The following is a 21,383-nucleotide window of genomic DNA, read 5'->3' as shown; positions in this document are numbered from 1 at the left end:
GCGGAACCCGTTCCGCGGGGGTCACCGGCCCTGCGCGTCGAGGAAGGCCTTGAGGCCCGCGAGGTCGTCGGTGTTGAGGTGGTCGACGCCGGCGGCGAGCAGCTCGCCCCAGACCGCGTCCCGCTGCGGGCCCGGCAGGTCGGGCGTGGCCCAGAACCGGACGCGCTGCCCGCGCGCGTGGGCCTGGGAGACGAGGCCGCGCAGCCTGTCGCGTTCGGCAGCGGGTATCGGCCCTGTGCCCTGCCAGGTGAAGTTGAGGGACCAGTTGTCGCTGATCAGCGGGATGAGCGAGGCGGGGGCCGCGGTGCCGAGGTCGGTGAGACGGCCGTCGTAGAAGGCGTGCCGCATGCGCTGCGCCTCCATCGGGGCGCGCGCCGCGCGATCGCCCGAGACGACGGCGGTGATCGCTCCGCGGCGCACCTTCCCGTAGGCGTACGAGGTGAGGAGGCGCCGGTAGGGCCGCAGCCGCCGGTGGAGCTCGGCGTACGTCGAAGCACCTTCGGTCTTGATGTCGATCAGCAGCTGGAAGGGGGTCCGGTAGTAACCCCGGTACACGGAACCGTGGTTGGCGCGCACGCGCGCGGCCAGCGGCTCCAGATAGAGGGACTCGAGCGTACGGGTGGGGTCGAGGTCCACCGGGTCGTGGGCGACGAGGAGCTGCCCGTCGACGAGGTAGATGTCGGCCTCGACGCTGCCGAAGCGGTGGTCGAGCGCGTCGAAGAGGGGCCGGGGGTGCTCGTAGTCGTTGTGGGCGTGGGCACGGACCAGCGGCCGGGGCCGCGCCGTCTGCCCGCGTTCGCCCGCCTGCGCGTAGGCGGGCAGCGCGACGCCGCCCGCGACGGCGGCGCCGAGGGTGGTGAGGGCTCTGCGACGGGTGGTGAGGGCCATGTCTGCCTCCCGGAGGGCTGGTCGGGGCGACGCCGGAGTACGACGAGGAACGGAACCTCAGTGAGTATGCGGCTCCGCACCCCTCCAGGGGAGTGGCCGCGTCCTGAACACCTGGGGAAACTCCCACGGTGGCCGGTTCCGCGCGCCGGCGCCTGCACAGGCACGGTCCCTAGTGCCGCTGGCGTCGAGGCGCAATGGACACCCGACGCCAGCGGCGGCGCTGGGGCGTGTCGGTCGGGGGTCCGTCACACCCTGCGTCAGGTTCTTCGTGGGGGGAGGCGGTTTTGGATGCACGCTTCGGCGCTTCCGCAGATCCGACCGGGTGACAGCGTGGGCAGTTCGGTGGGAGGTGCCGAGGCTCGGGAGATCGGAGCGTCAGACTCCTCGGGCCCCCGTCACCGTCGATCGCGGAGTTCCCTCATGGCACAGCCCTCCACCGGACCGGACGAGGACAAGGTCTTTCCGGCCCTGTGCGGTCACACCCATCTCTTTCCGGGGGCCCGCTGCCGGATCCAAGGGCTGCCCGACCCCCGGGGCTTCGCGGCGGCCCCCTCGGCCGTCGGACTTGAGCTGCGGCTTTCCGACGATGTGGTCACGGAGGCCGAGGTGCGCACGGCGGAACCGGCGGGTCCCGTGCTCTCCGTCCCCGCCTACACCACCGGTGCCGGTACGGCCATCGGCGGCCGTACCTGGCTCATTCGGGAGTTCGTCCGGGCCGGCGACGACGTCGAGCTGACCCTCGGGGGGCATGCCTGACGGAGGTCAGGAGCGCCCGGCGAAGACCTCCGGGTTGGCGCAGTGCGCGAGCGGCTCGCCGCGCAGGAAGCGGGAGACCTCGCCGGCGACGATGCGCGCCGCCTTGTGCGCGACCTCCTGGCTGCCGCCCGCGATGTGCGGCGTCATGACGATGCCCGGGGTCTTCAGGAGGCGTGAGCCGGCCGGTACGGGCTCCTGCGGGTAGACGTCGAAGGCGGCGCCGGAGAGCCGGCCCGCGTCCAGGGCGTCGCAGACCGCGTCGTAGTCCAGGAGGGCGCCGCGCGCGCAGTTGACGAGCACCGAGCCGCGCGGCATCCGCGCGATCTGCCCGGCGCCGATCATGCCCGTGGTCTCCTCGGTCACGCGCGCGTGCAGGGAGACGATGCGGGAGCGGGTGAGCAGGTCGTCGAGGGAGACCTGCTCGGCGACGCCCGCGAGCAGTTCCGGTCGTACGTAGGGGTCGTGGACCAGGACCGTCGCGCCCATCGCGACCAGCACCTTGGCGACGCGGCTGCCGATCGCGCCGTAGCCGACGAGGCCGACGGTGGCTCCCTCGATCTCGATGCCGCAGTTGTCGTAGTCGTAGTAGTCGCCGCGCCAGACGCCCCGGCGCAGGTCGGAGTGGGTGTCGCCGACGCCGCGGGCGGCGGCCAGGAGCAGGGTGAGGGTGTGCTCGGCGGTGGCGACGGCGTTGCGGCCCGGGGCGTAGGAGACGGCGACGCCGTGCCGGGTTGCCGCCTCCAGGTTGGCGTTGACGGGCCCGCCTCGGCTGACGCACATGAGCTTCAGGTCGGGGCAGTGGGCGAGGACGCGTTCGGTGAGGGGCGCCATCTGCGTGACGCAGACCTCCACGCCCTGGAGGGCCTCGATGAGCTCGGCCTCGGTGCCGGACGCCTCCACGACCTCGCCGACGGGTCCGAAGGGGGTGTGCGGCCAGGGCAGCGTGATCTCCCGTACGTCCACGGCCCCGGCGCCCTCGGTGGCCGAGCGGACCTCTTCGGTGAGCAGGCGCGGGAGGACGAAGTGGTCGCCTGCGGCAAGGACGGTGGTGCTCATGAGGGGCTTCTTCCTGGTGAGGTGGGGGGTCAGGTGGCGGGTACGGGGGCGACGGCGGCCGGCGCGTTGAGGCGCAGCAGCGCCATCCGGCCCTCGCGCAGGCGCAGTTCGGTCAGGGCGCCGTTGTGAAGGGCGGGGAAGACCTGCCGGTAGTCGGCGAGCGGAATGCCCAGCTCGCGGCAGAGGACGAGGCGGACGAGGGTGGAGTGGGCGACGACGAGGACGCGTCCCTCGGGGAACGCGGCGGCGAGGTCGGCGAGCGCCGCGCTCGCCCGCTCGGCCGCCGCGCGCGGATCCTCGCCGCCGGGCAGGTGGTGGGCGACGGGGTCGCGCAGGAACGCGGCGAGCTCTTCGGGGAACCGCTCGCGCATCTCGTCGCGGGTCAGCCCCTCGCCGCGCCCGAAGTCGACTTCGAGGAGCCGTTCGTCGACGCGCGGCACGAGGCCGAGCGCCTCGGCGGCGGGCGCGGCGGTGAGCCGGGCGCGGCCGAGCGGGGAGCTGACGACGGCGTCGATCCGCTCCCCCGCGGCCCACGCGCCGAGCGCGGCGGCCTGGAGGAGCCCGCGCGAGGTGAGGTCGACGTCGGTGCGCCCCGCGTAGCGGTTGCCGTCGTGCCAGACGGTCTCCCCATGGCGTACGAGGATGAAGTCGGTCACTGGTGTGCCCTTTCAGGATGCGGAGTGCCGGGGGTACGGCCCGCGCGGGTGTGCGCGTGGTCGGCGACGGCGCCGTCCAGCCAGCCGCGGGCGGCGAGTTCGTCGACGAAGGCGAGGTAGACGGGTGTCCAGCGGGCGGTGCGTGCCGGATCGGGGAGGATCTCCTCGCCGATGCGGACCATGGCGGCCGCGGCGTCCCTGACCCCTGCGCCGCCCGAGGTCGCGGCGAGCACCGCCATGCCGATGGCGCCCTCGGCCTGCTCGGGGATCCGGACGGGACGGCCGAGGACGTCGGCGCGGAGCCCGCTCCAGTACCGGTTGCGCGCCCCGCCGCCGGTGAGGGTGAGCGGGCCGTCGACGGGGGCGCCGATCAGGTCGAGGTAGTCGAAGCAGAGCCGTTCGACGCAGGCGACGCCCAGGAGGTGGGCGTGGAAGCGTTCGGCTTCGTCCGCCGGCCTGCCGAGGACGAAGGGGCGGGCGTCCGGGGCGCGGAAGGGGAAGCGTTCGCCGCCGGTGGAGACCAGCGGGTAGGCCACGGCGTCGGTCGCGGCCGCACTCGCCCGGACGGTCAGCTCTTCCAGGTCGGCGCCGGGGAACTCGCGGGCGAGGGCGCCCGCGCCGCTGCTGGACGCGCCGCCCGGCAGCCAGGTGTCGCCGGGGCCGCGGTGGCAGTAGACGACGCCGCCCGGGTCGCGGACCAGGTGGGGGCTGGTGCCCTTGAAGACGAGGGTGGTGCCAAGGACGGAGTTCCAGGCGCCCGGCGTGAGGGCCCCCGCGCCGATCTGGGCCGCGCAGCCGTCGGTCATGCCCGCGACGATCGCGGTGCCTTCGGGGATGCCGGTCGCGGCGGCGGCCGTCGCGCAGACCGTGCCGAGGACGCTTCCGGGGCGTACGACATCGGGCAACAGAGCCTGAGGCGCGGCGAGTTCGGCGAGTTCACGCTCCGGCCAGCGCTCCTCGGTGAGGTGGTAGCCGGTCTTCAGGGCGTGGCTGGCGTCGCTCGCCACCTGGTGGCCCGCGAGCCGCCAGGTGACCAGGTCGGGCTGGTGCAGCAGCCGGACCCCCGTACCGGCCGCCGCGGGTTCGTGGTCGAGGAGCCAGAGCAGCTTGGGCAGCGCCCAGGACGGCTGCATGGAGCGGTAGCCGAGCTCCTGCCAGACGGCGGCGCCCGCCTCGTTGGCGCGGGCGGCCTGCTGGGCGGCGCGTCCGTCGTCGTACATGAGCCCCGGGGTGAGCGGGACGCCTGCCGCGTCGGCGAGGAGGATCGTGCCGGAGGTGCCGTCGACGGCGAGCCCGCCGACCCGGTCGGGGTCGATGCCGGACAGGGCCTCGCGGCAGGCCCCGGCGAGCGCGCTCCACCACTGCTCGGGGTCCTGTTCGTGACGGACGCCCTCACGGCGCCCGGCGAGTGGCCGGGACGCGGCGGCGAGCACCTGCCCGGTGGAGTCGACGGCGACGCACCGGGCGCTCTGGGTGCCGAGGTCGAGGCCGAGCCAGACGGCGTCCGGGGGCAGCGCGGTGCCCTGGGGTGAGTGGTCAGGCACGGGGTGCTCCTTGCTGGGGTGCCGTACGGGGGCCGGGGAGGGGAGGTCCTGCGAGGGGGTGCGGGGGCAGGGGGGCGGGGGCCGCGCTCCAGCCGGCGTCGCGCGTCAGGGTGCGCCAGGTCAGGAACGACTCGTACAGGGCCGCGTAGGAGGCGGCGCGCTCCGGGTCGGGCTCCCAGCTGCTGCGCATCCGTACGTACTTGGCGGCGGCGGTGTGCATGCTGGACTCGGCTCCGCTGAGCACGAGGCCGGTGAGGAAGGCACCCTTGGCGCCGAGTTCGGTGTCGCCCGAGCGGGCCGTCGGAACGCCGGTCGCGTCGGCGATGAGCGCGCACCACTCGGCGCTGTTGGCGCCGCCGCCGCACAGCCGGAGTTCGGTGACCGCGGTGCGCGAGGCGACGAGGGAGTCGCGCAGGACCAGGGAGAGTCCGTCGAAGACGGCGCGGGCCAGGTCGGCGCGGGTGTGTTCCAGGGAGAGCCCCCAGAACGAGCCGCGGGCGCGCGGGTCGAGGAAGGGGGCCCGTTCGCCCGCCGGGGAGAGGTAGGGCAGGAACATCAGGCCGCGGGCGCCGGGTTCGGACGCGGTGAACGCCAACGAGGCGAGCTCCGGCGGGCCTTCGAGGCGCAGGGTGCGGGCGGCCCAGTTCAGGACCTCGGCGCCGTTGAGGGTGGGGAAGGCGCGCAGGACGCGTTCGCGGCCCCGGTAGGCGATGTTGATGCCGGACGGCTCGCCGCTCGTGTCGACGTCCTTGCGGACGATCTCGGTGCAGAGCGTGGTGCCGAGGATGCTGCACGCCTGGCCCGGGTTGACGACGCCGGCGCCGCGGGCGGTGGAGGCGATGTCGTACGGCGCCATGACGACGGGGAGCCCGGCGGGCAGGCCGAGTTGGGCCGCCGCCTCGGAGGTGATCTCGCTGATGCGCTCCTGCTCGCCGAGGACCTCGGGGAGCAGGCGGGCGTAGGAGGTGAGGCCGAACAGGGCGACGATCTCGGGGTCGTAGTCGCCGGTGGCGTGGTCGAGGAAGGGCGCGGAGGCGTCGGACTCGTCCATGGCGGTGACGCCGGTCAGGCGCAGGAACAGCCAGCCCGCGGCGGTCAGCGAGGCGGCGGAGTGCGTCAGGCGCTGCGGGTCGTGGGAGCCCAGCCAGCTGAAGATCGCGTTGGGCATGCCGCTGCAGGTGAGGGAGCCGTTGCGGCGGAAGGCCTCTTCGAGGACGCCCTCCCGCTCCCAGCGGGTGAGGATGTCGCCGGCGCGGCCGTCGGACCACAGGATGGCGGGCCCGGTGGGGCGTCCGGCGGCGTCGACGAGCCAGGCGCCGTCGCCCTGCGCGGTGAACGTCACGAGCCAGACGGGGTCGGTGACGTCACGGAGGGCGTTGCGGACGGTGTAGACGACGGCGTTCCACACGGTGTCCATGTCCTGCTCGGCCCAGCCGGGGTGGCGGCGATGCACCTCGGTGGCGAGCCGGGAGACGGCGAGCTCGTTGCCCTGGTCGTCGAAGACGACCGACTTGATCATCGTGGTGCCGACGTCGATGGCGAGTACGGACATGGGTCACAGTCCCTTCGTGGCGGATGCGCCGACGTGCTGCCCCGTGGCGTCGGCGGGCAGCGGCTGTGGCAGGCGTACCGCGGAGTCGGGCGCGGGGGTAGGGGCCGGGGCCGTGCGGCCGGCCGGCGCCTGGTCGGGGGCCGTGGTCCGCAGGGCCGGCGCGAGCAGCGCGCTGACCGCGTGGAACCCGGCGAAGATCCACACGACGCCGCCGACCCCGAGCGGCCCGAGGAAGAGGCTGACGACGAGGGGGCCCACGAAGGCGGAGGCGCCGGCGCCGAGGTTCAGGGCGGCCATGGCCCGGCCCTTGTGGGTGGGGGCGATGGCCGTCATCAGCGCGGAGAGCGGGACGTACCCGGAGAGCGTGGCGCCGTACAGGACGGCGACCAGGACGCACAGACCGTACTGCGGGCCGACCGCGGCGGGGACGTAGTACAGGACCAGGGTGGACAGGGTGCAGCCGACGCCGCCGAACCAGGCGACGGTGGTGCGCCAGCCCACCGTGTCGCCGACCATCCCGAAGAGGAGGTTGGTGACGATGTTGGTGGCGAACATGAGGGCGAGCAGCCGCAGCCACTGCGCGTTCGAGAGCCCGATGTCCTTGACGAACCAGGTGGGGAGCATGACCAGGAAGCCGAACTGCGATGCGGTGTTCAGCATCCGCACCGTCGCGACCGCGCCCACCCGGGGGTTGCGGCAGAGGATGGTCAGGCTGCCGACGAGGCCGGTCAGGGGGCTCTCTCCCGTGGGCGCGAGGCGCGCGGCGCCGGTGGGTTCGCGGATCAGGAGCAGGGGGGCGAGTCCGCCGACGACGACCACGCCGAGCGCCGCCCACAGGGTGCCGAGCTCGCCGATGTGCGGGATCAGGAGGCTGGCGGTGAGCGAGCCGAGCGTGGGCAGTCCGGCGGAGAACGCCGACCAGAACCACCCCATGGCGCTGCCCATCTGCCGCTGCGGCGCGACGGCCGCGATCCAGACGAGGAAGGCGTAGGCGAAGAGCGGGAAGGCGAGGCCGCGCAGTCCGTAGCCCAGGAGCAGCAGCGGGTAGGCCCTGCTGGGGATCGCCACCGTCAGGAAGAAGGTGTGGGTGACGACGAAGGTGACCAGGCCGAGCCACATGACGCGGCGCGGGCCCCACAGGTCGGAGAGTGCTCCGGCGAACCAGGCGGCGACGGCGCCCGTGACGCCGTACACGGTGAAGACCATCGCGACGCCGGACGCCGGGATACCGAGGCCCTCCAGGTAGGGCGAGAGGTAGCCGGCCTCGATGCCGACACCGGTCATGAAGATCAGGAGTCCCAGGTATCCCCAGGAGAGGGCGGGCGGTATGCCGATGCGTGTGAAGACGGAACTCGGGGTGTTCGTCATTGAAGCTCCCCTGCTGGCGGTGACGGCGGCGAACGCTGGCAGGAGCGAGCTAACAGTTGGCCGAAATCCGGCGTCAATCACCTGCCGGCTTCTCCCGTGACAAGGGTCTTTCGCCGTGTGAGAAGGACTTGGGTCCCCCACGGTCCGCCCGCTCCAAAGCTGTGCGGTGGCCCGTGGACCGCCCGCACGGGATGTGAAATCGATGAGATCATCACTCGGTCATTTCACATGGCTGTGAGCGCGTACGAGAGATGAGAGCGGGTGGGCGGTGTGGCGGGCGCGGACCGGGAGGACGTGCGCGAGGTGCGGCGCGGCCGCATCCGCGAGTCGGTGGTCACGAACGGCTTCGTGCGCGCCGCCGGCCTCGCCGACGAGTTCGGCGTCAGCCTGATGACGATCCACCGGGATCTGGACTTCCTGCAGTCGCAGGGCTGGCTGCGCAAGGTGCGCGGCGGGGCGACGGGACTGCCCTCCGCGCAGTTCCACGGCAGTGTCGCCGAGCGGATGTCGACGATGGCGCAGACGAAGCAGCAGCTGGCGCGCGCCGCCGCCCGGGAGCTGGTGCCGGGCCAGACGGTGCTGCTCGACGACAGCACGACGTGTCTGCACCTGACGCGGCTGCTCACCGAGCGCACCCCGCTGACGGTCATCACCAACTCGCTGCCCGCGGTCACGGCGCTCGCCAAGGAGCCGGGCGTCTCGCTGATCGCGCTCGGGGGCAGCTACTTCCCGGCGTACGACGCCTTCATGGGCCTGCACACGGCGGACAGTGTGGAGGCGTTTCGCGCGGACGTCCTGTTCATGTCGACGACGGCCGTGACGCGCGGCCGCTGCTATCACACGTCGCCGGAGACCGTGCAGGTCAAGCGCGCGATGATGGCGGCGGCCACGCGCCGGGTACTGCTCGCCGACCACACCAAGTTCACCCGCGACGGCCTGTACGCGCTGGCACCGCTGTCGGACTTCGACCTGCTGGTGGTGGACGACGGACTCGGGCAGGACGAGGTGCGCGAGATCCGCCGGGACGGCACGGACGTACGGGTCGTGCCGCGGGGCTGAGGGCCCAGCGCGGGGTCTGCTGCCGGCCGAGGAACGCTACGGAGCCGTGGGCTGCCCCGGCACGCGCCCGGTCGCCGACCCCGCCAGCTCGCCCCAGTGCAGGGTGCGGTCGCACCACCGTTCCAGAAGGACCCGGTCGTGGCCCACGGCGAGCAGTCCGGCGCCACGCTCGGCCCGGTACTCCTCCACGACGTGGACCAGGGCCGCCGTCGTCGAGGCGTCCAGCATCGCCGTCATCTCGTCGCAGATCAGCCAGCGCGGGCGCAGGACCAACGCGCGGGCCAGGCAGGCCCGTTGCAGCTGGCCGTCGCTGACCTCGTGCGGGCGACGGCCGAGGAGTTCCCTGCCGAGGCCGACGCGGGCCGCCAGGCCGGGCACCAGCTCGGCCGCCTCGGGGCCGCGGCCCACCGCCCGCAGCGGTTCCGCGATGAGGTCGGTGAGGGGCAGGCGCGGGTCGGCGGAGAGCCTCGGCTGCTGGAAGACGACGCCGAAGGCGGTGCGCTGCTCGCGCGGGGCGCGGTGGCGCCAGCCGAGGGCCCGCTCGCCGTCGATGATCACCTGCCCGGCGTCGGGCCGGTGCAGCAGCGCGGCGACCCGCGCCAGGGTGGACTTGCCGCAGCCGCTGGGGCCGAGCAGCCCCACGGACTCGCCGGCGCCGAGGGTGAGGCCGACGTCCCGGACGACGGGGGCGCGACGGTCGTATCCGGCCGTGATGGCACGCAGTTCAAGCACGGGGCGCCTCCAGCACGTCCGCGTGGGGATGGTGGCAGGCCGCACCGCCGGTGAGCGCGGGCAGCGCGCCGCACGCCTCGTCGGCCCGTTCGCAGCGCGCCGCGAACGCGCACCCCTCGGGGAGTGCCGACAGCTCGGGCGGCATGCCGGGGACGGGCGTGAACGCGCGCTCCGGCAGGGCGTTCAGGAGCCCTCGGGCGTAGGGGTGCCGGGGCCCCGGGGCGCCGAAGAAGTCGGCGGCGTCGGCGAGTTCGACGACGCGGCTCGCGTACATCACGGCGACGCGGTCGGCGATCCGCTCGGCGGCGGCCAGGTCGTGGGTGATCAGGAGCAGGGCGCGGTGGTCGCCGACGTGCCGGCGCAGTTCGTCGACCGTGCGGTCCACGAGGTCGCGGTCGAGGCCGGTCGTCGGTTCGTCGGCGAGCAGCAGCGGCGCGTCGCCGATGAGGGCGAGCGCGGTGGCGGCGCGCTGGGCGAGGCCGCCGGACAGCTCGTGGGGGTAGCGGTCCAGGTGCCCGGCGGGGAACGCGGCGCGCTCGGCGGCGGCTTCGGCCGCGGCCCGCAGCTGCCGCCCCCGCACCCCCGCGAGCTCGCGCAGGGTCTCCTCCAGCTGGGAGCGCACGGTGCGGACCGGCGTCAGATGGGCGGCGGGACTCTGCGGTACGAGGCCGACGCGGCGTCCGCGCACGGTGCGGGCCAGGGTGCGCTCGTCGGCGGTCAGCAGGTCGACCCGGTCCGCGCCGCCGGGGTCGCCGATCAGCGCGGCGCCCGCCGTCTCGGCGTTCTCCGGGAGCAGCCCGAGCAGCGCGGAGGCGAGCACGGACTTGCCGCAGCCGCTCTCGCCGACCAGGGCGAGGCACTCCCCCGCCGCGAGGTCGAAGGTGGCGTCGGTGACGGCGGCGACGTGGCTGCCGCCGCGCATCCGGAACCGTACGGAGAGGCCCCGTACGGAGAGGACCGGGGTCGGGGCGAGGTCCGTCACAGCATGAGCTCCGATCGGCGCCGGGGGTTGATCCGCTCCCGCCAGGCGCCCGCGAGGCCCGCGATCGCCAGGGTGGGCACGATGATGAACAGGCCGGGGAAGAGCGTCGGCCACCAGTCGCCCGCCAGGAGCGAACCGCGTGCGCTCTGCACGAGCGTGCCGAGGCTCGCCTGGTGGGTGGGGAGTCCGAGGCCGAGGAAGGACAGCGCGGACTCGTGCCAGATGGCGTGCGGCACCATCAGGACGGCGGCGAGCCCGGCCTGCGGCAGGACACCGGGCAGCAGGTGGCGCACCGCGACCCGCAGCCGGGACGCGCCGCCGGATATCGCCGCGTCGACGTAGGGCCGCGAGCGCAGCGACAGGACCTCGGCGCGCACGATGCGGGCGGTGGAGAGCCAGTGCGTGAGCGCCACGGAGACGACGACGGGCCAGACGCCGGGCCGGAACATCGCGACGATGAAGATCCCGAGCAGCAGGTGCGGCACGGAGGAGAAGACGTCCACGAGCCGCATCACGACGCGGTCGACCCAGCCCCCGGAGGCGGCCGCGAGGGCGCCGACCGCCGTGCCGATGACGGTGGCGACGACGGCCGCGACGACGCCCACCAGGAGCGAGACGCGCAGCCCGTAGACACAGCGCAGCAGCAGGTCGCGGCCGACGTCGTCGGTCCCGAAGGGGTGCGTGAGCGAGGGCGGCCGGAGCTTGGCGGCCAGGTCGACGGCCTGCTCGTCGAGGTGGACCAGGGGTGGTACGACGAGCACGGCGAGGACGACCGCGGCGACAAGCACCGCGGAGGTACGCACCCGCCACGCGCGCGTGGAGCGCCGCACACCACCCCGGGCACGCCAGACGATGTCGGCCTTCTCCGTCGTCCCGGCCGGCTCAGCCATCGAATCCCACCCTCGGATCGGCGAGGCCGTACAGGAGGTCGGCCACGAGGTTGCCCAGCAGGACCGCGACGGTGGCGAGCGCGGTCAGCGCGGCGAGCAGCGGGAAGTCCACCGAGGTCGCGGCCTGCACGGTCGCCGCGGCGATGCCGGGCCAGCTGAAGACGGTCTCCACCAGGAGCGCCCCGGTGATCAGTTCGGGCACCCGGGAGCCGATGAGCGTGAGCACCGGCAGCATCCCGGAGCGCAGGGCGTGCCCGAGGAGGACGGTCCGTTCGGCGAGGCCACGCGCGCGTGCCCCGCGCACGGGGTCGTCGCCCAGCGCGTCGCCCACCCCTTGGCGCACGTACAGCACGAACCAGGGCAGCTGCGAGATCGCGAGGACGCCCGCGGGCAGCACCAGATGGCTCGCGACCTGTCCGGCCGTCACGGTCGAGCTGGCGGTGTCGGTCAGGCCGCCGGAGGGCAGCACACCCAGCTTCAGCGCGAACAGCCAGACGGCGAGCAGGCCGAGCCAGAACGGCGGCGCGGCCTCCAGGGTGTACGCGAGCGAGGTCACCGCGCGGTCGAGCCAGCCTCCGGGCCTGCGGGCGGCGAGCACGCCGAGTGCGGTGCCGAGCAGGATCGCGACGAGGAACGCGGTCGCGGCGAGCAGCACGGACCAGCCGACGCGCTCGCCGATGGCGTCCGCGACGGGCTGGCGCAGGGTGCTGGAGTCGCCGAGGTCACCGGTGAGTGCCGAGGTCAGCCACTCCCACCAGCGGGCGGCCAGCGGGCGGTCGACGCCGAGGTTGGCGCGGAGCTGGTCGAGGTTCTCCTGCGAGGCGGTGAGACCCGCGGTGCCCGCGTACGCCTTGACCGGGTCGAAGGGCGACGCGGCGGCGACGGCGAAGACGCCGAAGGTGACGACGAGCAGCACGGGCACGGCGAACAGCGCCCGGCGTCCCGCGAGCCGGGCCATCGGCCCCCAGGGAAGGCGACGGCGTGCCGTCTTCCCCGGGGCCTCGGTCATCGCCGTGGTCACTTCTTCGGCTGCCAGTCCTCGACGTTCCACCAGGGGCCGGAGGCCAGGCCGTGGTCGTGCGGCTCGACCTGGGTGCTCAGGTCGCCGAACTTCTTGTCGACGACGTAGAGGTGGTCGATGTGCGTGAGGAACGTGTAGCCGGGGTTCTTCACCAGTTCGCGCTGGATCGTGTCGTAGGCGGCCTGGCGCTCGGCGTGGTCGCCGCTCTTGCGGGCGTCCTCCAGGGCCTTGTCGACCTTGGGGTTGTCGTAGTGCGCCATGTTGTTGAAGCCGTCACCCGCGAGGGAGGACTTCAGGAGCGTGTACTGGTCGAAGTCCGGGTCGGCCGGGGAGCCGCCACCGGCGAGGACCGCGTCCTTGGGCATGCGGGGCTGGATGACCTCCCACGTGCCGGACTGCACCTTGACCTTGATGCCGATCTTCTTGGCGTCGGAGGCGTAGGCGAGGGCGTGGTCCTGGCGGAGCTTGTCGCCGGAGAGGTACCAGAGCGGGAACGTCGCCTCGACGCCGTCCTTCTCGCGGATGCCGTCCTTGCCCGGCTTCCACCCGGCGTCGTCGAGGATCTTCTTCGCCTTGGCGACGTCGAACGTGCGCTCGGTGCCCTTGGTGAACCACGGGCTGTCGGTGGGGACGGGCCCGTAGGCCTCCTTGCCCTCGCCGTACAGGATCGAGTCGACCATGGCCTTGCGGTCGACGCCGACGTCCAGGGCGCGGCGCACGTCGGTGTCGCCGGCGACCTTGTTGCCGGTGGGCAGCGTCACCACGCGGTAGTCGAAGGTCTTGGCGGCGTAGCTGTTCTTGCCGCTGTCGTTCTTGTACTTCTTGGCGAGGTTGGGCGGCAGGATCGCGCCGTCGAGCTCACCGGCGTCGAGCCGGGTGGCGCGGATGTCGTCGTCCTTGATGATCGCCATGGTGAAGTTCTTGACCTTCGGCGCGCCGCCCCAGTAGCCGGGGTTGGCCTTGAAGGTCAGCTTCTCGCCCTTGGACCACTTGACCAGCTCGTAGGGTCCCGTACCGATCGGCTTGGTGGTGAAGGCGCCGGTGTTCACGTCCTGCTTCGCCGCGATGTGCTCGGGCGCGATGGGCAGGACGGTGCGCTCGGCGAACGGCGCGTAGGGGTACTTGAGGTGGAAGACGACGGTGTCCGAGCCGGGACCGCCCTTCGCCTCGACGCTCTTGACCGCGTCCAGTTCGGTCTTGGAGGCGTTGTTGGTCTTCTTGTCGAGGATCGTCTCGTAGGTGAAGACGACGTCCTTGGCGGAGAAGGGCTTCCCGTCGCTGAACTTGACGCCCTTGCGCAGCTTGTACGTGTAGGTCTTGCCGCCGTCGGTGACCTTGGGCAGCTCGGCCGCGAGGGCGGGCTTGAGCTTCATGCCGGCGTCGTGGGTGAGGAGGCCGTCGAAGATCTTCGAGTTGCCGTCCTTGCCGTAGCCGAGGAGCGGGCTGAGGGTCTCGGGCTCGTAGGCGATGCCGACGACCGCCGAGTCCTTCGCGCCGTCGCCGCCGTCGCCCGGCGCCGAGCAGGCGGAGGCGGCGACCGCTATCGCGGCCGCCGTCGCCACCGCGCCTGCGCCCCGTGTCGATCGGGCCCTCATGCTCCACACCCCTACTGAAGATCAGATGTTATTGCGAACAGCTCGCAATTATGCACTACGTAATGGGGGCGTAAAACGCGCAGCCCGCACCTGGTAGGTGCGGGCTGCATCAAATCTGGTGGGCTGTTGGGGAGGGGGTGGTGTGCGGGGTTCAGGGTGCCTGGAGGTCCACCAGCCCGGCCAGCGCCGCCCGGTGCCCGCCCGCCGTGCCGTAGGCGATCGAGTCGGCCTTGGCACGCTTGAGGTAGAGGTGGACGGGGTGCTCCCAGGTCATGCCGATGCCGCCGTGCAGTTGCAGGGCCTCTTCGGCGGCGTGCACCGCCACGGGAGCGGCGCAGGCCTGGGCGAGCGCGGCCGCCACGTCGGCGTCGGCGCTGTCCGTGGCGAGCGCGTCGGCGGCGTTGCGGGCGGCGGCGCGGGTGTTGACGATCTCGAGCCACAGCTGGGCGAGCCGGTGCTTGAGCGCCTGGAAGGAACCGACGGGCCGGTTGAACTGGTGCCGTTCCTTGGTGTGGCGGACCGTCTCCGTCAGGCACCACTCGGCCAGGCCGAGCTGCTCCGACGCGAGCAGCGCGGCACCCGCCCGCAGGGCCCGGCGCACCGCCGGTTGCGCGTCGGGCGTCAGTTCACGCGCGCGTGCCGCCGTGAAGGTCACCGTGGCGAGCGGCCGGGTGAGGTCGAGGGAGGTGTGCGGGGTGACGGTGACGCCGTGCTGCGCCGTGTCGACCGCGAAGAGCGCGCCGCCGGCCGGGACGAGCAGCACGTCGGCGCCGACCGCGTCCGCGATGCCGGTCAACTCCCCGTGCAGGGCGCCTTCTTCTCGACGTACGCCCTGGAAGGGGGCGCCGGGAGCGGCCGCGAGGCCCACCGCGAGCGCACCCACCGTGCGCCCGGCGGCGAGCGCCCCGAGCAGCTCGGCGGCCTCGCCCCCGGGGCAGGCCAGCAGCGCCTCCGTGGCGACCACGGCACTGGTGAGGTAGGGCACGGGCGCCACCGCGCGGCCCAACTCCTCCAGGACGACGGCCGCTTCGCGGTGGGTCGCGCCCTGGCCGCCGAGCGCCTCGGGCACGAGGAGCCCCGCGAGGCCCATGCCGTCGCTGAGCGCCTTCCACAGTTCACGGTCGTGCGGGGTGTCGGTCTCGACGCGGGCGAGCACGGTCGCGGCGTCGCACCGGTCGGCGAGCAGGCCGCGCACGGCCGAGCGCAGCGCCTCTTCCTCTTCGGAGTAGAGCAGGTCGGGCTGACTCCGAGTCGTGCTCTGCGCGCTCATCGGGCGAGATCCTTCCACGCGACGTCCTTGTCGGTGCGCGGCTCGGCGGGCAGGCCGAGGACGCGCTCGGCGACGATGTTCAGCAGGACCTCGCTGGTCCCGCCCTCGATGCTGTTGCCCTTGGAGCGCAGATAGCGGTACCCCGCGTCGCGGCCCACGAAGTCGACCAGCTCAGGCCTGCGCATCGTCCAGTCGTCGTACACCAGCCCTTCCTCGCCGAGGAGTTCCACCTCCAGGCCGCTGATCTCCTGGTTGAGGCGGGCGAAGCCGAGCTTCATGCCGGAGCCCTCGGGCCCCGGCTGGCCCGCGACGAGCTGCTGACGCAGCCGCTCCCCGGCGAGGCGGGCGACCTCCGCGTCGACCCAGAGCTTCAGGAGCCGCTGGTGGAGGTCGTGGGTGCGCAGCTCGGGGCGGTCGCGCCAGGCCTTGGCGACCGGCCCGATCATGCCGCCCTCGCGGGGGATGCGCATGCCGCCGATGGAGACGCGCTCGTTCATGAGCGTGGTCTGGGCGACCTTCCAGCCGTCGCCGACCTCGCCGAGGCGGTGCGCGTCCGGGATACGCACGTCGGTGAGGAACACCTCGTTGAACTCGGCCTCGCCGGTGATCTGGCGCAGCGGCCGCACCTCGACGCCCGGGTCGCTCATGTCGCACACGAAGTACGTGATGCCCCGGTGCTTGGGCGCGTCCGGATCGGTGCGGGCGATGAGGATGGCCCAGCGCGCGGTGTGGGCGCTGGACGTCCACACCTTCTGGCCGTTGACCACCCAGTCGCCGGTGGCCTCGTCGCGGACGGCGCGGGTGCCGAGCGCCGCGAGGTCGGAGCCGGCGCCGGGCTCGCTGAAGAGCTGGCACCACACCTCCTCGCCGGTCCACAGCGGGCGCAGGAAGCGGCGCTTCTGCTCCTCGGTGCCGAAGCCCAGCACGGTCGGGGCGGCCATGCCGAGGCCGATGCCGATGCGGCGCGGATCGTTGTCGGGCGCGCCCGCGGCCTCCAGTTCGGCGTCCACGACGGCCTGCAGGGAGCGCGGCGCGCCGAGCCCGCCGAGCTCCTCGGGGTAGTGCACCCAGGCGAGGCCTGCGTCGAAGCGGGCCGTGAGGAAGTCGGCGCGGTCCGTCGTGGCGGGCGGGTGCGCGGCGAGCAGCTCCTGGGTGCGCGTACGCAGTTCGGCGGCGTCGGTCATGCGGCACCCCCGTGCGGGAGGACGACGACCCGGCCGGTGGTGATGCCGTCGGCGACGCGCTGCACGGCGGCCGCCGCGTCGGACATCGGCACGCGCTCGCTCACCAGCGGCTTGATGGCGCCCTTCGCGGCGAGCTCGGACAGCTCCTCGTGGCAGCGCAGGATCAGGCCCGGGTCCTTGGACTTGTACAGGCCCCAGTGCAGGCCCACGATCGAGTAGTTCTTCACGAGGGCGTGGTTGAGCGCGGGCGTGGGAATGGCGCCGCTGGCGAAGCCGATGACGACGATCCGCCCCTCGAAGGCCACGCACTTCGCGGACTTGGCGTACGCGTCACCGCCCACGGGGTCGTAGATCACGTCGGCGCCGCGGCCGCCGGTCGCCTCCTTGACGGCGCCGATCACGTCGTCCGTACGCCGGTCGAGGACGAGGTCGCAGCCGAGCTCGCGCGCGACCCTCGCCTTGTCCTCGCCGCCGACGACTCCGATGACCTTGGCGCCTGCCGCCTTGCCGAGCTGGACGGCGGCACTGCCGACACCGCCCGCGGCCGCGTGCACCAGGAGTGTCTCGCCCTCCCGGAGGTGCGCGCGGCGGTGCAGTGCGAACCAGCCCGTCTGGTAGCCGATGTGCAGTGCGGAGGTCTCGGCGTCGTCCAGCGCGTCCGGGGCGGGCAGCAGTCCGGCGGTGTCCGCGACGGTGTACTCGGCGAAACCGCCGTACGGCAGCACGGAGTTGGCGATCACCCGCCGCCCGTCCTCGGTCTCGCCGCAGATCTCCACGCCCGGCGTGAACGGCATCGGGGGCCTGACCTGGTACTGCCCGCGGCAGAGCAGCGCGTCCGGGAAGTTGATGTTCGCGGCGCGCACCTTCAGCAGCACCTGGCCCTCACCGGGCGTGGGGCGGTTCACCTCGGCAAGGCGCATCACCTCGCCCGGCTCACCGTTCTCGTGCACTTGCCATGCCTGCATGCGGGGCCTCCACGGGGCTGTCGTAGACCGGGCTCCTCCGCATACTAAGCGGTCGCTTGCCCCGAAGGGAACAGTCCAGGAGACCCGTCAGTCAGCATCTCCCTTACGGGTGGGCCGCGCCCGTACGTGCATGCGCTCGCCCTGCGGCCCGAAGAGGCTGATGAACTCCGCGCCCGCCTCTCTCGTGGCCCCGAACCAGTGCGGGACCCGGGTGTCGAACTCGGCGGCCTCACCCGGGCCGAGCATCACGTCGTGGTCGCCGAGGATCAGGCGCAGCTTGCCCGAGAGGACGTACAGCCACTCGTACCCCTCGTGGGTCTGCGGATCCGGGGGCGTGGTGGTGCGGGCGGGCTCGACCACCTTGTACGCCTGGAGGCCGCCGGGCTGCCGGGTCAGCGGCAGCATGGTCCGCCCGTGCCGGACGATCGGCTTGGCCCGCACGCGCGGGTCGCCCACCGGAGGCGCCCCGACCAGCTCGTCCAGGGGCACCTGGTGGGCACGGGCGATCGGCAGGAGCAGTTCGAGGCTGGGCTTGCGGTGGCCGGACTCCAGGCGGGACAGGGTGCTGACCGAGATGCCGGTGGCGGCGGAGAGCCCCGCGAGCGTGGCGCCGCGCTCCTTGCGGATGCGGCGCAGCCGCGGGCCGACCTCGGTGAGGACCTGATCCATCGCTTCCGGACCTGTCGTCTCTTCGCTCATGCCTCCATCATGACCCATATTGCGGAACCAGCAAAGAGGCTTGTCGATACCGCATGACCCGGGCGAACCTGCGAGTGGAGGTGGTCACCGTGACCCGAAACGAGAACGAGAACGAAAACGCGAGCGAGAGCGCGAGCGTCAGCCGCGACTCGCGCGAGATCCGCCCCGAGGCCCCCGCCACCACGGGCGGCGTGGCGAGCCGGGCGTACGACGTCGTGGTGGTCGGCGGCGGCGCGGCGGGACTGAGCGCGGCGCTCGTGCTCGGCCGGTCCCGTCGCCGGGTCCTCGTGGCCGACGCGGGCGAGCCGCGCAACGCGCCCGCCGCACACATGCAGGGCTACCTGTCGCGGGACGGCATGCCGCCGGCCGAGTTCCTCGCCGAGGGCCGGCGGGAGCTGGCGCGGTACGACGGGGTGGAGGTCGTGCGGGACCGGGTGACGGCCGTGACGCCGGACGGCGCAGGGGAGTTCGGGGTCGCACTCGCGCAGGGCGGGACGGTGCACGCGCGCCGCGTCGTCGTGGCGACGGGTCTCGTGGACCGGCTGCCGGACGTACCCGGCCTCGCCGAGCGCTGGGGCCGCGACGTGCTGCACTGCCCGTACTGCCACGGCTGGGAGGTGCGGGACCAGGCGTTCGGCGTGCTCGCCGCGGAGCCCTTCAACAGCCACCAGGCGCTGCTCGTCACGCAGTGGTCCGACGACGTGGTGCTGTTCCTGCACACCGTGCGGGACCTGCCGGACGCGGAGTGGGAGCGCCTCGCGGCCGCCGGGGTGCAGGTCGTGGAGGGCGAGGTCGCGGGTCTGACGGTCGAGGACGACCGACTGACGGGCGTACGTCTCGCCGACGGCCGCGTCCTGCCCCGCTCGGCCCTGTTCGTCGCCGCGCGGCCGGTACCCCGTGACGACCTCCTGACCGCGCTCGGCGCCGACCGCCGCGACACTCCGGTCGGCCCCTGCCCGGCGGTGGACGAGACGGGCCGCACCAGCGTCCCGGGCATCTGGGCGGCCGGCAACGCGGCGGGCCCCATGGAACAGGTCATCAACGCGGCAGCCGCGGGCCATCGCGCCGCCACGACGATCAACGCGGAGCTCGTGCTGACGGACATCGAGGCGAAGGCGGCCCAGCGAAGGGCGGGTGTCTTCACGCCGGAGATGGAGGCCGCGGTGACGCGGGTCGTGGCGGGCGAGGGAGCGCACGGGCTTATGCCTGGAGGTTTCGTCCCCCACGAGGTATCGATGCGCCCATGACCGACCACGACGCGCGGCACGCCCCCGCGAGCACAGGCGGAACGGGCACGGGTGGAACAGGCACGGGTGGAACAGGCACAGGGGGACCAGGTGCCGACGGAGCGGGCACAGGCGGACCCGGCCGGCCGGAGGACACGCTGCCCGGTCTGCCCCCTCCTCCCCCGCCGGGGGCCAGCGCCCTGCCGCCCGGTACGTACGACGGCACGGTCGTCCTGGTCACCGGGGGCGGGACGGGGCTGGGCAAGGCCGTATCCGCGGAGTTCGCGCGGCTCGGCGCCGATCTGGTGATCGCCGGCCGCAACGAGGAGCGGCTCAAGGCCGCCAGGGACGAACTGGCCGTGCTGGGCGGGCGCGTGACCGCCGTTGGCTGTGACATCCGGGACGCGGAGCGCGTCGTGGAGGCCTTCGACGTGGCGCAGGAGGCGTACGGCCTGCCCGACGTGCTGGTGAACAACGCCGCCGCCAACTTCCCCGTACCCGCCGAGGAGATGTCGCCGAACGCCTGGCGCTCGGTCGTGGACATCACCCTCACCGGCACGTTCCTGATGACACGCGAGTTCGGCCGGCGTCATCTGGCGGCGGGCACCCCGGGCTCGGTCATCGACGTCGGGGCGTCGTACGCCTGGACGGGCGGCCCCGGCTTCGCGCACAGCGCGGCGGCCAAGGCCGGGGTGAAGAGCCTGGTGGAGACCCTGGCGGTGGAGTGGGGGCCGTACGGGATCCAGGTCAACGGCCTGGTGCCGGGTCTGATGCCGCACGACGACATGACCGCGGACATCCGCGGCAACCTCGACCGGGCCAGGGACAAGGCCGTCCGCCAGCCCGCCCTCCGCGTCGGGCTGCCCCGCGAACTGGGCTGGGCGGCCACCTTCCTGGCCTCTCCGTACGCCCGCTTCATCACCGGCCACACACTGGTGGTCGACGGCGCGAACTGGCAGCGCCGGGGGCTCGTCAGCCCGCCGGTGGTGACGGTGCGGGAGCAGATGGGGAAGGGAGCGTTCGAAGGGTGAGGCATGCCCCCGTAACACCGGACCGCCGAGCCCTTACTTGCCCTCGAACGAAGCGTCCCGGCCCGCTGCCTTGGCCCCGTAGCCCTCCCGGGAGTCCTCCGACGTGAGGGTGATCGCCGCGTTCATCGCGACGCGGTCGAGCGCCCCCGTCATGCCCGTGTCGGCGTACGCGTCGATGCCTCGTTTGATGCCCTGCACCGCGAGCGGCGCGTTCGCCGCGATCTCGGCGGCGAGGTCCCGGGACGTCTTCGCAAGGTCCCCGCCGGGGACGACCTGTTGCAGGAGACGGAGCCGCTCGGCCGTCGCCGCGTCGATGCGGCGGCCGGTGAGTGCGAGCAGTTTGGCCCAGCCCGCACCGGCGTCGCGCGCGATGCGCAGGTCGCCGCCCGCGTCCACGGCGACACCGAGCCGCGCCTCGGGCAGCGCGAAGACCGCGTCGTCCGCCGCGATCCGCACGTCCGCCATGAGCGCGAGCTCGAAACCGAAGCCCAGGCAGTAGCCCTGCACGGCGGCGACGACCGGCTGCGGAAGCTCCGCGAAGGCGCGGAAGCGCTCATGGACCCAGCGCATGCCCTCGTAGTAGTTGCGGGCGCGTTCGGCGCCGGAGCGGCCCGTGATCGCGCCGCCCGGCGCCGTGATGTCGATGCCCGCGCAGAACGCCCGCCCCTCCGCGCGCAGCAGCACCGCCCGGATGGAGTCGTCGAAGCGGATCCGGTCGGCCATCAGGCCGAGTTGCCGGGTGGACTCCCAGCTCCACGCGTTGAGCTTGCGCGGACGGCAGAGCGTGAGGATGCCGAGGCCGTCCTCGACGTCGAGGCGCAGCCGCTCCTCGCCCGACGGGATGTCCGTGCCGATGGTGTCGATCATCCGCGCTCCCCTGACCCGACGTGCCCACGTACCAACGTTCCT

Annotated in this window: 20 protein-coding genes; 4 read left to right on the top strand and 16 right to left on the bottom strand. The window is 73.4% G+C overall.

Annotated features, from left to right (window positions below):
• Positions 1 to 21: 21 nt before the first annotated feature.
• The gene (locus ACZ592_RS01950; RefSeq protein WP_471579521.1) at positions 22 to 888 is read right to left on the bottom strand and encodes a phosphatidylinositol-specific phospholipase C/glycerophosphodiester phosphodiesterase family protein; all 867 of its coding nucleotides are present in this window, start codon (positions 886 to 888) and stop codon (positions 22 to 24) included.
• Positions 889 to 1,308: 420 nt separating this feature from the next.
• Here ACZ592_RS01950 and ACZ592_RS01945 point away from each other — a divergent pair, with 420 nt between their 5' ends.
• Positions 1,309 to 1,644 carry a hypothetical protein gene (locus tag ACZ592_RS01945; protein ID WP_471579520.1) on the top strand — a complete coding sequence of 112 codons (336 nt, stop codon included), beginning with the start codon at positions 1,309 to 1,311 and terminating at the stop codon, positions 1,642 to 1,644.
• A 6-nt stretch (positions 1,645 to 1,650) separates the two neighbouring features.
• Here the strand turns inward: ACZ592_RS01945 and ACZ592_RS01940 are convergent, their stop codons facing one another.
• Genes ACZ592_RS01940 through ACZ592_RS01920 form a run of 5 tightly spaced genes read right to left on the bottom strand, consistent with a single transcriptional unit; the run spans position 1,651 to position 7,820 of the window.
• Positions 1,651 to 2,700, bottom strand: a complete 1,050-nt coding sequence (locus tag ACZ592_RS01940; protein WP_471579519.1) for a 2-hydroxyacid dehydrogenase — start codon at positions 2,698 to 2,700, stop codon at positions 1,651 to 1,653.
• 29 nt (positions 2,701 to 2,729) lie between these two features.
• A complete protein-coding gene (locus tag ACZ592_RS01935) occupies positions 2,730 to 3,356 on the bottom strand; it encodes a histidine phosphatase family protein (RefSeq protein WP_471579518.1) in 627 nt (208 codons plus the stop codon).
• A complete protein-coding gene (locus ACZ592_RS01930; RefSeq protein ID WP_471579517.1) occupies positions 3,353 to 4,900 on the bottom strand; it encodes an FGGY-family carbohydrate kinase in 1,548 nt (515 codons plus the stop codon). Before ACZ592_RS01930 ends, ACZ592_RS01935 begins: the two co-directional genes overlap by 4 nt.
• On the bottom strand, positions 4,893 to 6,452 hold the full coding sequence (locus tag ACZ592_RS01925) for an FGGY family carbohydrate kinase (RefSeq protein ID WP_471579516.1): 1,560 nt from the start codon (positions 6,450 to 6,452) through the stop codon (positions 4,893 to 4,895). The genes ACZ592_RS01930 and ACZ592_RS01925 overlap by 8 nt, the downstream gene beginning before the upstream one ends.
• Before the next feature lie 3 nt (positions 6,453 to 6,455).
• The gene (locus tag ACZ592_RS01920) at positions 6,456 to 7,820 is read right to left on the bottom strand and encodes an MFS transporter (RefSeq protein ID WP_471579515.1); all 1,365 of its coding nucleotides are present in this window, start codon (positions 7,818 to 7,820) and stop codon (positions 6,456 to 6,458) included.
• A gap of 261 nt (positions 7,821 to 8,081) precedes the next feature.
• Here ACZ592_RS01920 and ACZ592_RS01915 point away from each other — a divergent pair, with 261 nt between their 5' ends.
• Entirely contained in the window at positions 8,082 to 8,879 is a 798-nt protein-coding gene (locus ACZ592_RS01915) for a DeoR/GlpR family DNA-binding transcription regulator (protein WP_471579514.1), read from the top strand.
• Between the two features lie 36 nt (positions 8,880 to 8,915).
• Here the strand turns inward: ACZ592_RS01915 and ACZ592_RS01910 are convergent, their stop codons facing one another.
• The 9 genes from ACZ592_RS01910 to ACZ592_RS01870 all read right to left on the bottom strand — a co-directional run bounded on the left by ACZ592_RS01910 (position 8,916) and on the right by ACZ592_RS01870 (position 18,217).
• On the bottom strand, positions 8,916 to 9,611 hold the full coding sequence (locus ACZ592_RS01910) for an ABC transporter ATP-binding protein (RefSeq protein ID WP_471579513.1): 696 nt from the start codon (positions 9,609 to 9,611) through the stop codon (positions 8,916 to 8,918).
• Complete coding sequence (locus ACZ592_RS01905; RefSeq protein WP_471579992.1) at positions 9,604 to 10,533, bottom strand: ABC transporter ATP-binding protein; 930 nt, start codon at positions 10,531 to 10,533, stop codon at positions 9,604 to 9,606. The genes ACZ592_RS01910 and ACZ592_RS01905 overlap by 8 nt, the downstream gene beginning before the upstream one ends.
• Positions 10,534 to 10,589: 56 nt before the next feature.
• The gene (locus ACZ592_RS01900; protein WP_471579512.1) at positions 10,590 to 11,483 is read right to left on the bottom strand and encodes an ABC transporter permease; all 894 of its coding nucleotides are present in this window, start codon (positions 11,481 to 11,483) and stop codon (positions 10,590 to 10,592) included.
• Entirely contained in the window at positions 11,476 to 12,492 is a 1,017-nt protein-coding gene (locus ACZ592_RS01895) for an ABC transporter permease (RefSeq protein ID WP_471579511.1), read from the bottom strand. The genes ACZ592_RS01900 and ACZ592_RS01895 overlap by 8 nt, the downstream gene beginning before the upstream one ends.
• Positions 12,493 to 12,500: 8 nt before the next feature.
• The gene (locus ACZ592_RS01890; RefSeq protein WP_471579510.1) at positions 12,501 to 14,099 is read right to left on the bottom strand and encodes an ABC transporter substrate-binding protein; all 1,599 of its coding nucleotides are present in this window, start codon (positions 14,097 to 14,099) and stop codon (positions 12,501 to 12,503) included.
• Between the two features lie 151 nt (positions 14,100 to 14,250).
• Positions 14,251 to 15,369, bottom strand: a complete 1,119-nt coding sequence (locus tag ACZ592_RS01885) for an acyl-CoA dehydrogenase family protein (protein ID WP_471579509.1) — start codon at positions 15,367 to 15,369, stop codon at positions 14,251 to 14,253.
• Entirely contained in the window at positions 15,366 to 16,553 is a 1,188-nt protein-coding gene (locus ACZ592_RS01880; RefSeq protein WP_471579508.1) for an acyl-CoA dehydrogenase family protein, read from the bottom strand. The genes ACZ592_RS01885 and ACZ592_RS01880 overlap by 4 nt, the downstream gene beginning before the upstream one ends.
• Entirely contained in the window at positions 16,550 to 17,518 is a 969-nt protein-coding gene (locus ACZ592_RS01875; RefSeq protein WP_471579507.1) for an NADPH:quinone oxidoreductase family protein, read from the bottom strand. The genes ACZ592_RS01880 and ACZ592_RS01875 overlap by 4 nt, the downstream gene beginning before the upstream one ends.
• An 87-nt stretch (positions 17,519 to 17,605) precedes the next feature.
• Positions 17,606 to 18,217, bottom strand: coding sequence for a helix-turn-helix domain-containing protein (locus tag ACZ592_RS01870; RefSeq protein WP_471579506.1), 612 nt, complete (start codon positions 18,215 to 18,217; stop codon positions 17,606 to 17,608).
• 74 nt (positions 18,218 to 18,291) lie between these two features.
• Between ACZ592_RS01870 and ACZ592_RS01865 the strand changes: the two genes are divergently transcribed.
• Both ACZ592_RS01865 and ACZ592_RS01860 read left to right on the top strand, forming a co-directional pair.
• Positions 18,292 to 19,464, top strand: a complete 1,173-nt coding sequence (locus ACZ592_RS01865; protein ID WP_471579991.1) for an NAD(P)/FAD-dependent oxidoreductase — start codon at positions 18,292 to 18,294, stop codon at positions 19,462 to 19,464.
• Entirely contained in the window at positions 19,461 to 20,474 is a 1,014-nt protein-coding gene (locus ACZ592_RS01860) for an SDR family oxidoreductase (RefSeq protein ID WP_471579505.1), read from the top strand. The genes ACZ592_RS01865 and ACZ592_RS01860 overlap by 4 nt, the downstream gene beginning before the upstream one ends.
• Positions 20,475 to 20,507: 33 nt before the next feature.
• On the opposite strand, the gene ACZ592_RS01855 is transcribed toward ACZ592_RS01860, so the two are convergent.
• A complete protein-coding gene (locus ACZ592_RS01855; protein ID WP_471579504.1) occupies positions 20,508 to 21,341 on the bottom strand; it encodes an enoyl-CoA hydratase/isomerase family protein in 834 nt (277 codons plus the stop codon).
• Positions 21,342 to 21,383: the final 42 nt, after the last annotated feature.

Source organism: Streptomyces sp. NPDC040622 (assembly GCF_055593965.1).
This window is presented reverse-complemented; position numbering and strand designations above follow the sequence as displayed.

Bases quoted from the DNA above. Each gene is read 5' to 3' on its own strand.
- ACZ592_RS01950 (WP_471579521.1), bottom strand. From the start codon at position 888: ATGGCCCTCACCACCCGTCGCAGAGCCCTCACCACCCTCGGCGCCGCC.
- ACZ592_RS01945 (WP_471579520.1), top strand. From the start codon at position 1,309: ATGGCACAGCCCTCCACCGGACCGGACGAGGACAAGGTCTTTCCGGCC.
- ACZ592_RS01940 (WP_471579519.1), bottom strand. From the start codon at position 2,700: ATGAGCACCACCGTCCTTGCCGCAGGCGACCACTTCGTCCTCCCGCGC.
- ACZ592_RS01925 (WP_471579516.1), bottom strand. From the start codon at position 6,452: ATGTCCGTACTCGCCATCGACGTCGGCACCACGATGATCAAGTCGGTC.
- ACZ592_RS01920 (WP_471579515.1), bottom strand. From the start codon at position 7,820: ATGACGAACACCCCGAGTTCCGTCTTCACACGCATCGGCATACCGCCC.
- ACZ592_RS01905 (WP_471579992.1), bottom strand. From the start codon at position 10,533: ATGCGCGGCGGCAGCCACGTCGCCGCCGTCACCGACGCCACCTTCGAC.
- ACZ592_RS01900 (WP_471579512.1), bottom strand. From the start codon at position 11,483: ATGGCTGAGCCGGCCGGGACGACGGAGAAGGCCGACATCGTCTGGCGT.
- ACZ592_RS01895 (WP_471579511.1), bottom strand. From the start codon at position 12,492: ATGACCGAGGCCCCGGGGAAGACGGCACGCCGTCGCCTTCCCTGGGGG.
- ACZ592_RS01890 (WP_471579510.1), bottom strand. From the start codon at position 14,099: ATGAGGGCCCGATCGACACGGGGCGCAGGCGCGGTGGCGACGGCGGCC.
- ACZ592_RS01885 (WP_471579509.1), bottom strand. From the start codon at position 15,369: ATGAGCGCGCAGAGCACGACTCGGAGTCAGCCCGACCTGCTCTACTCC.
- ACZ592_RS01880 (WP_471579508.1), bottom strand. From the start codon at position 16,553: ATGACCGACGCCGCCGAACTGCGTACGCGCACCCAGGAGCTGCTCGCC.
- ACZ592_RS01875 (WP_471579507.1), bottom strand. From the start codon at position 17,518: ATGCAGGCATGGCAAGTGCACGAGAACGGTGAGCCGGGCGAGGTGATG.
- ACZ592_RS01870 (WP_471579506.1), bottom strand. From the start codon at position 18,217: ATGAGCGAAGAGACGACAGGTCCGGAAGCGATGGATCAGGTCCTCACC.
- ACZ592_RS01860 (WP_471579505.1), top strand. From the start codon at position 19,461: ATGACCGACCACGACGCGCGGCACGCCCCCGCGAGCACAGGCGGAACG.
- ACZ592_RS01855 (WP_471579504.1), bottom strand. From the start codon at position 21,341: ATGATCGACACCATCGGCACGGACATCCCGTCGGGCGAGGAGCGGCTG.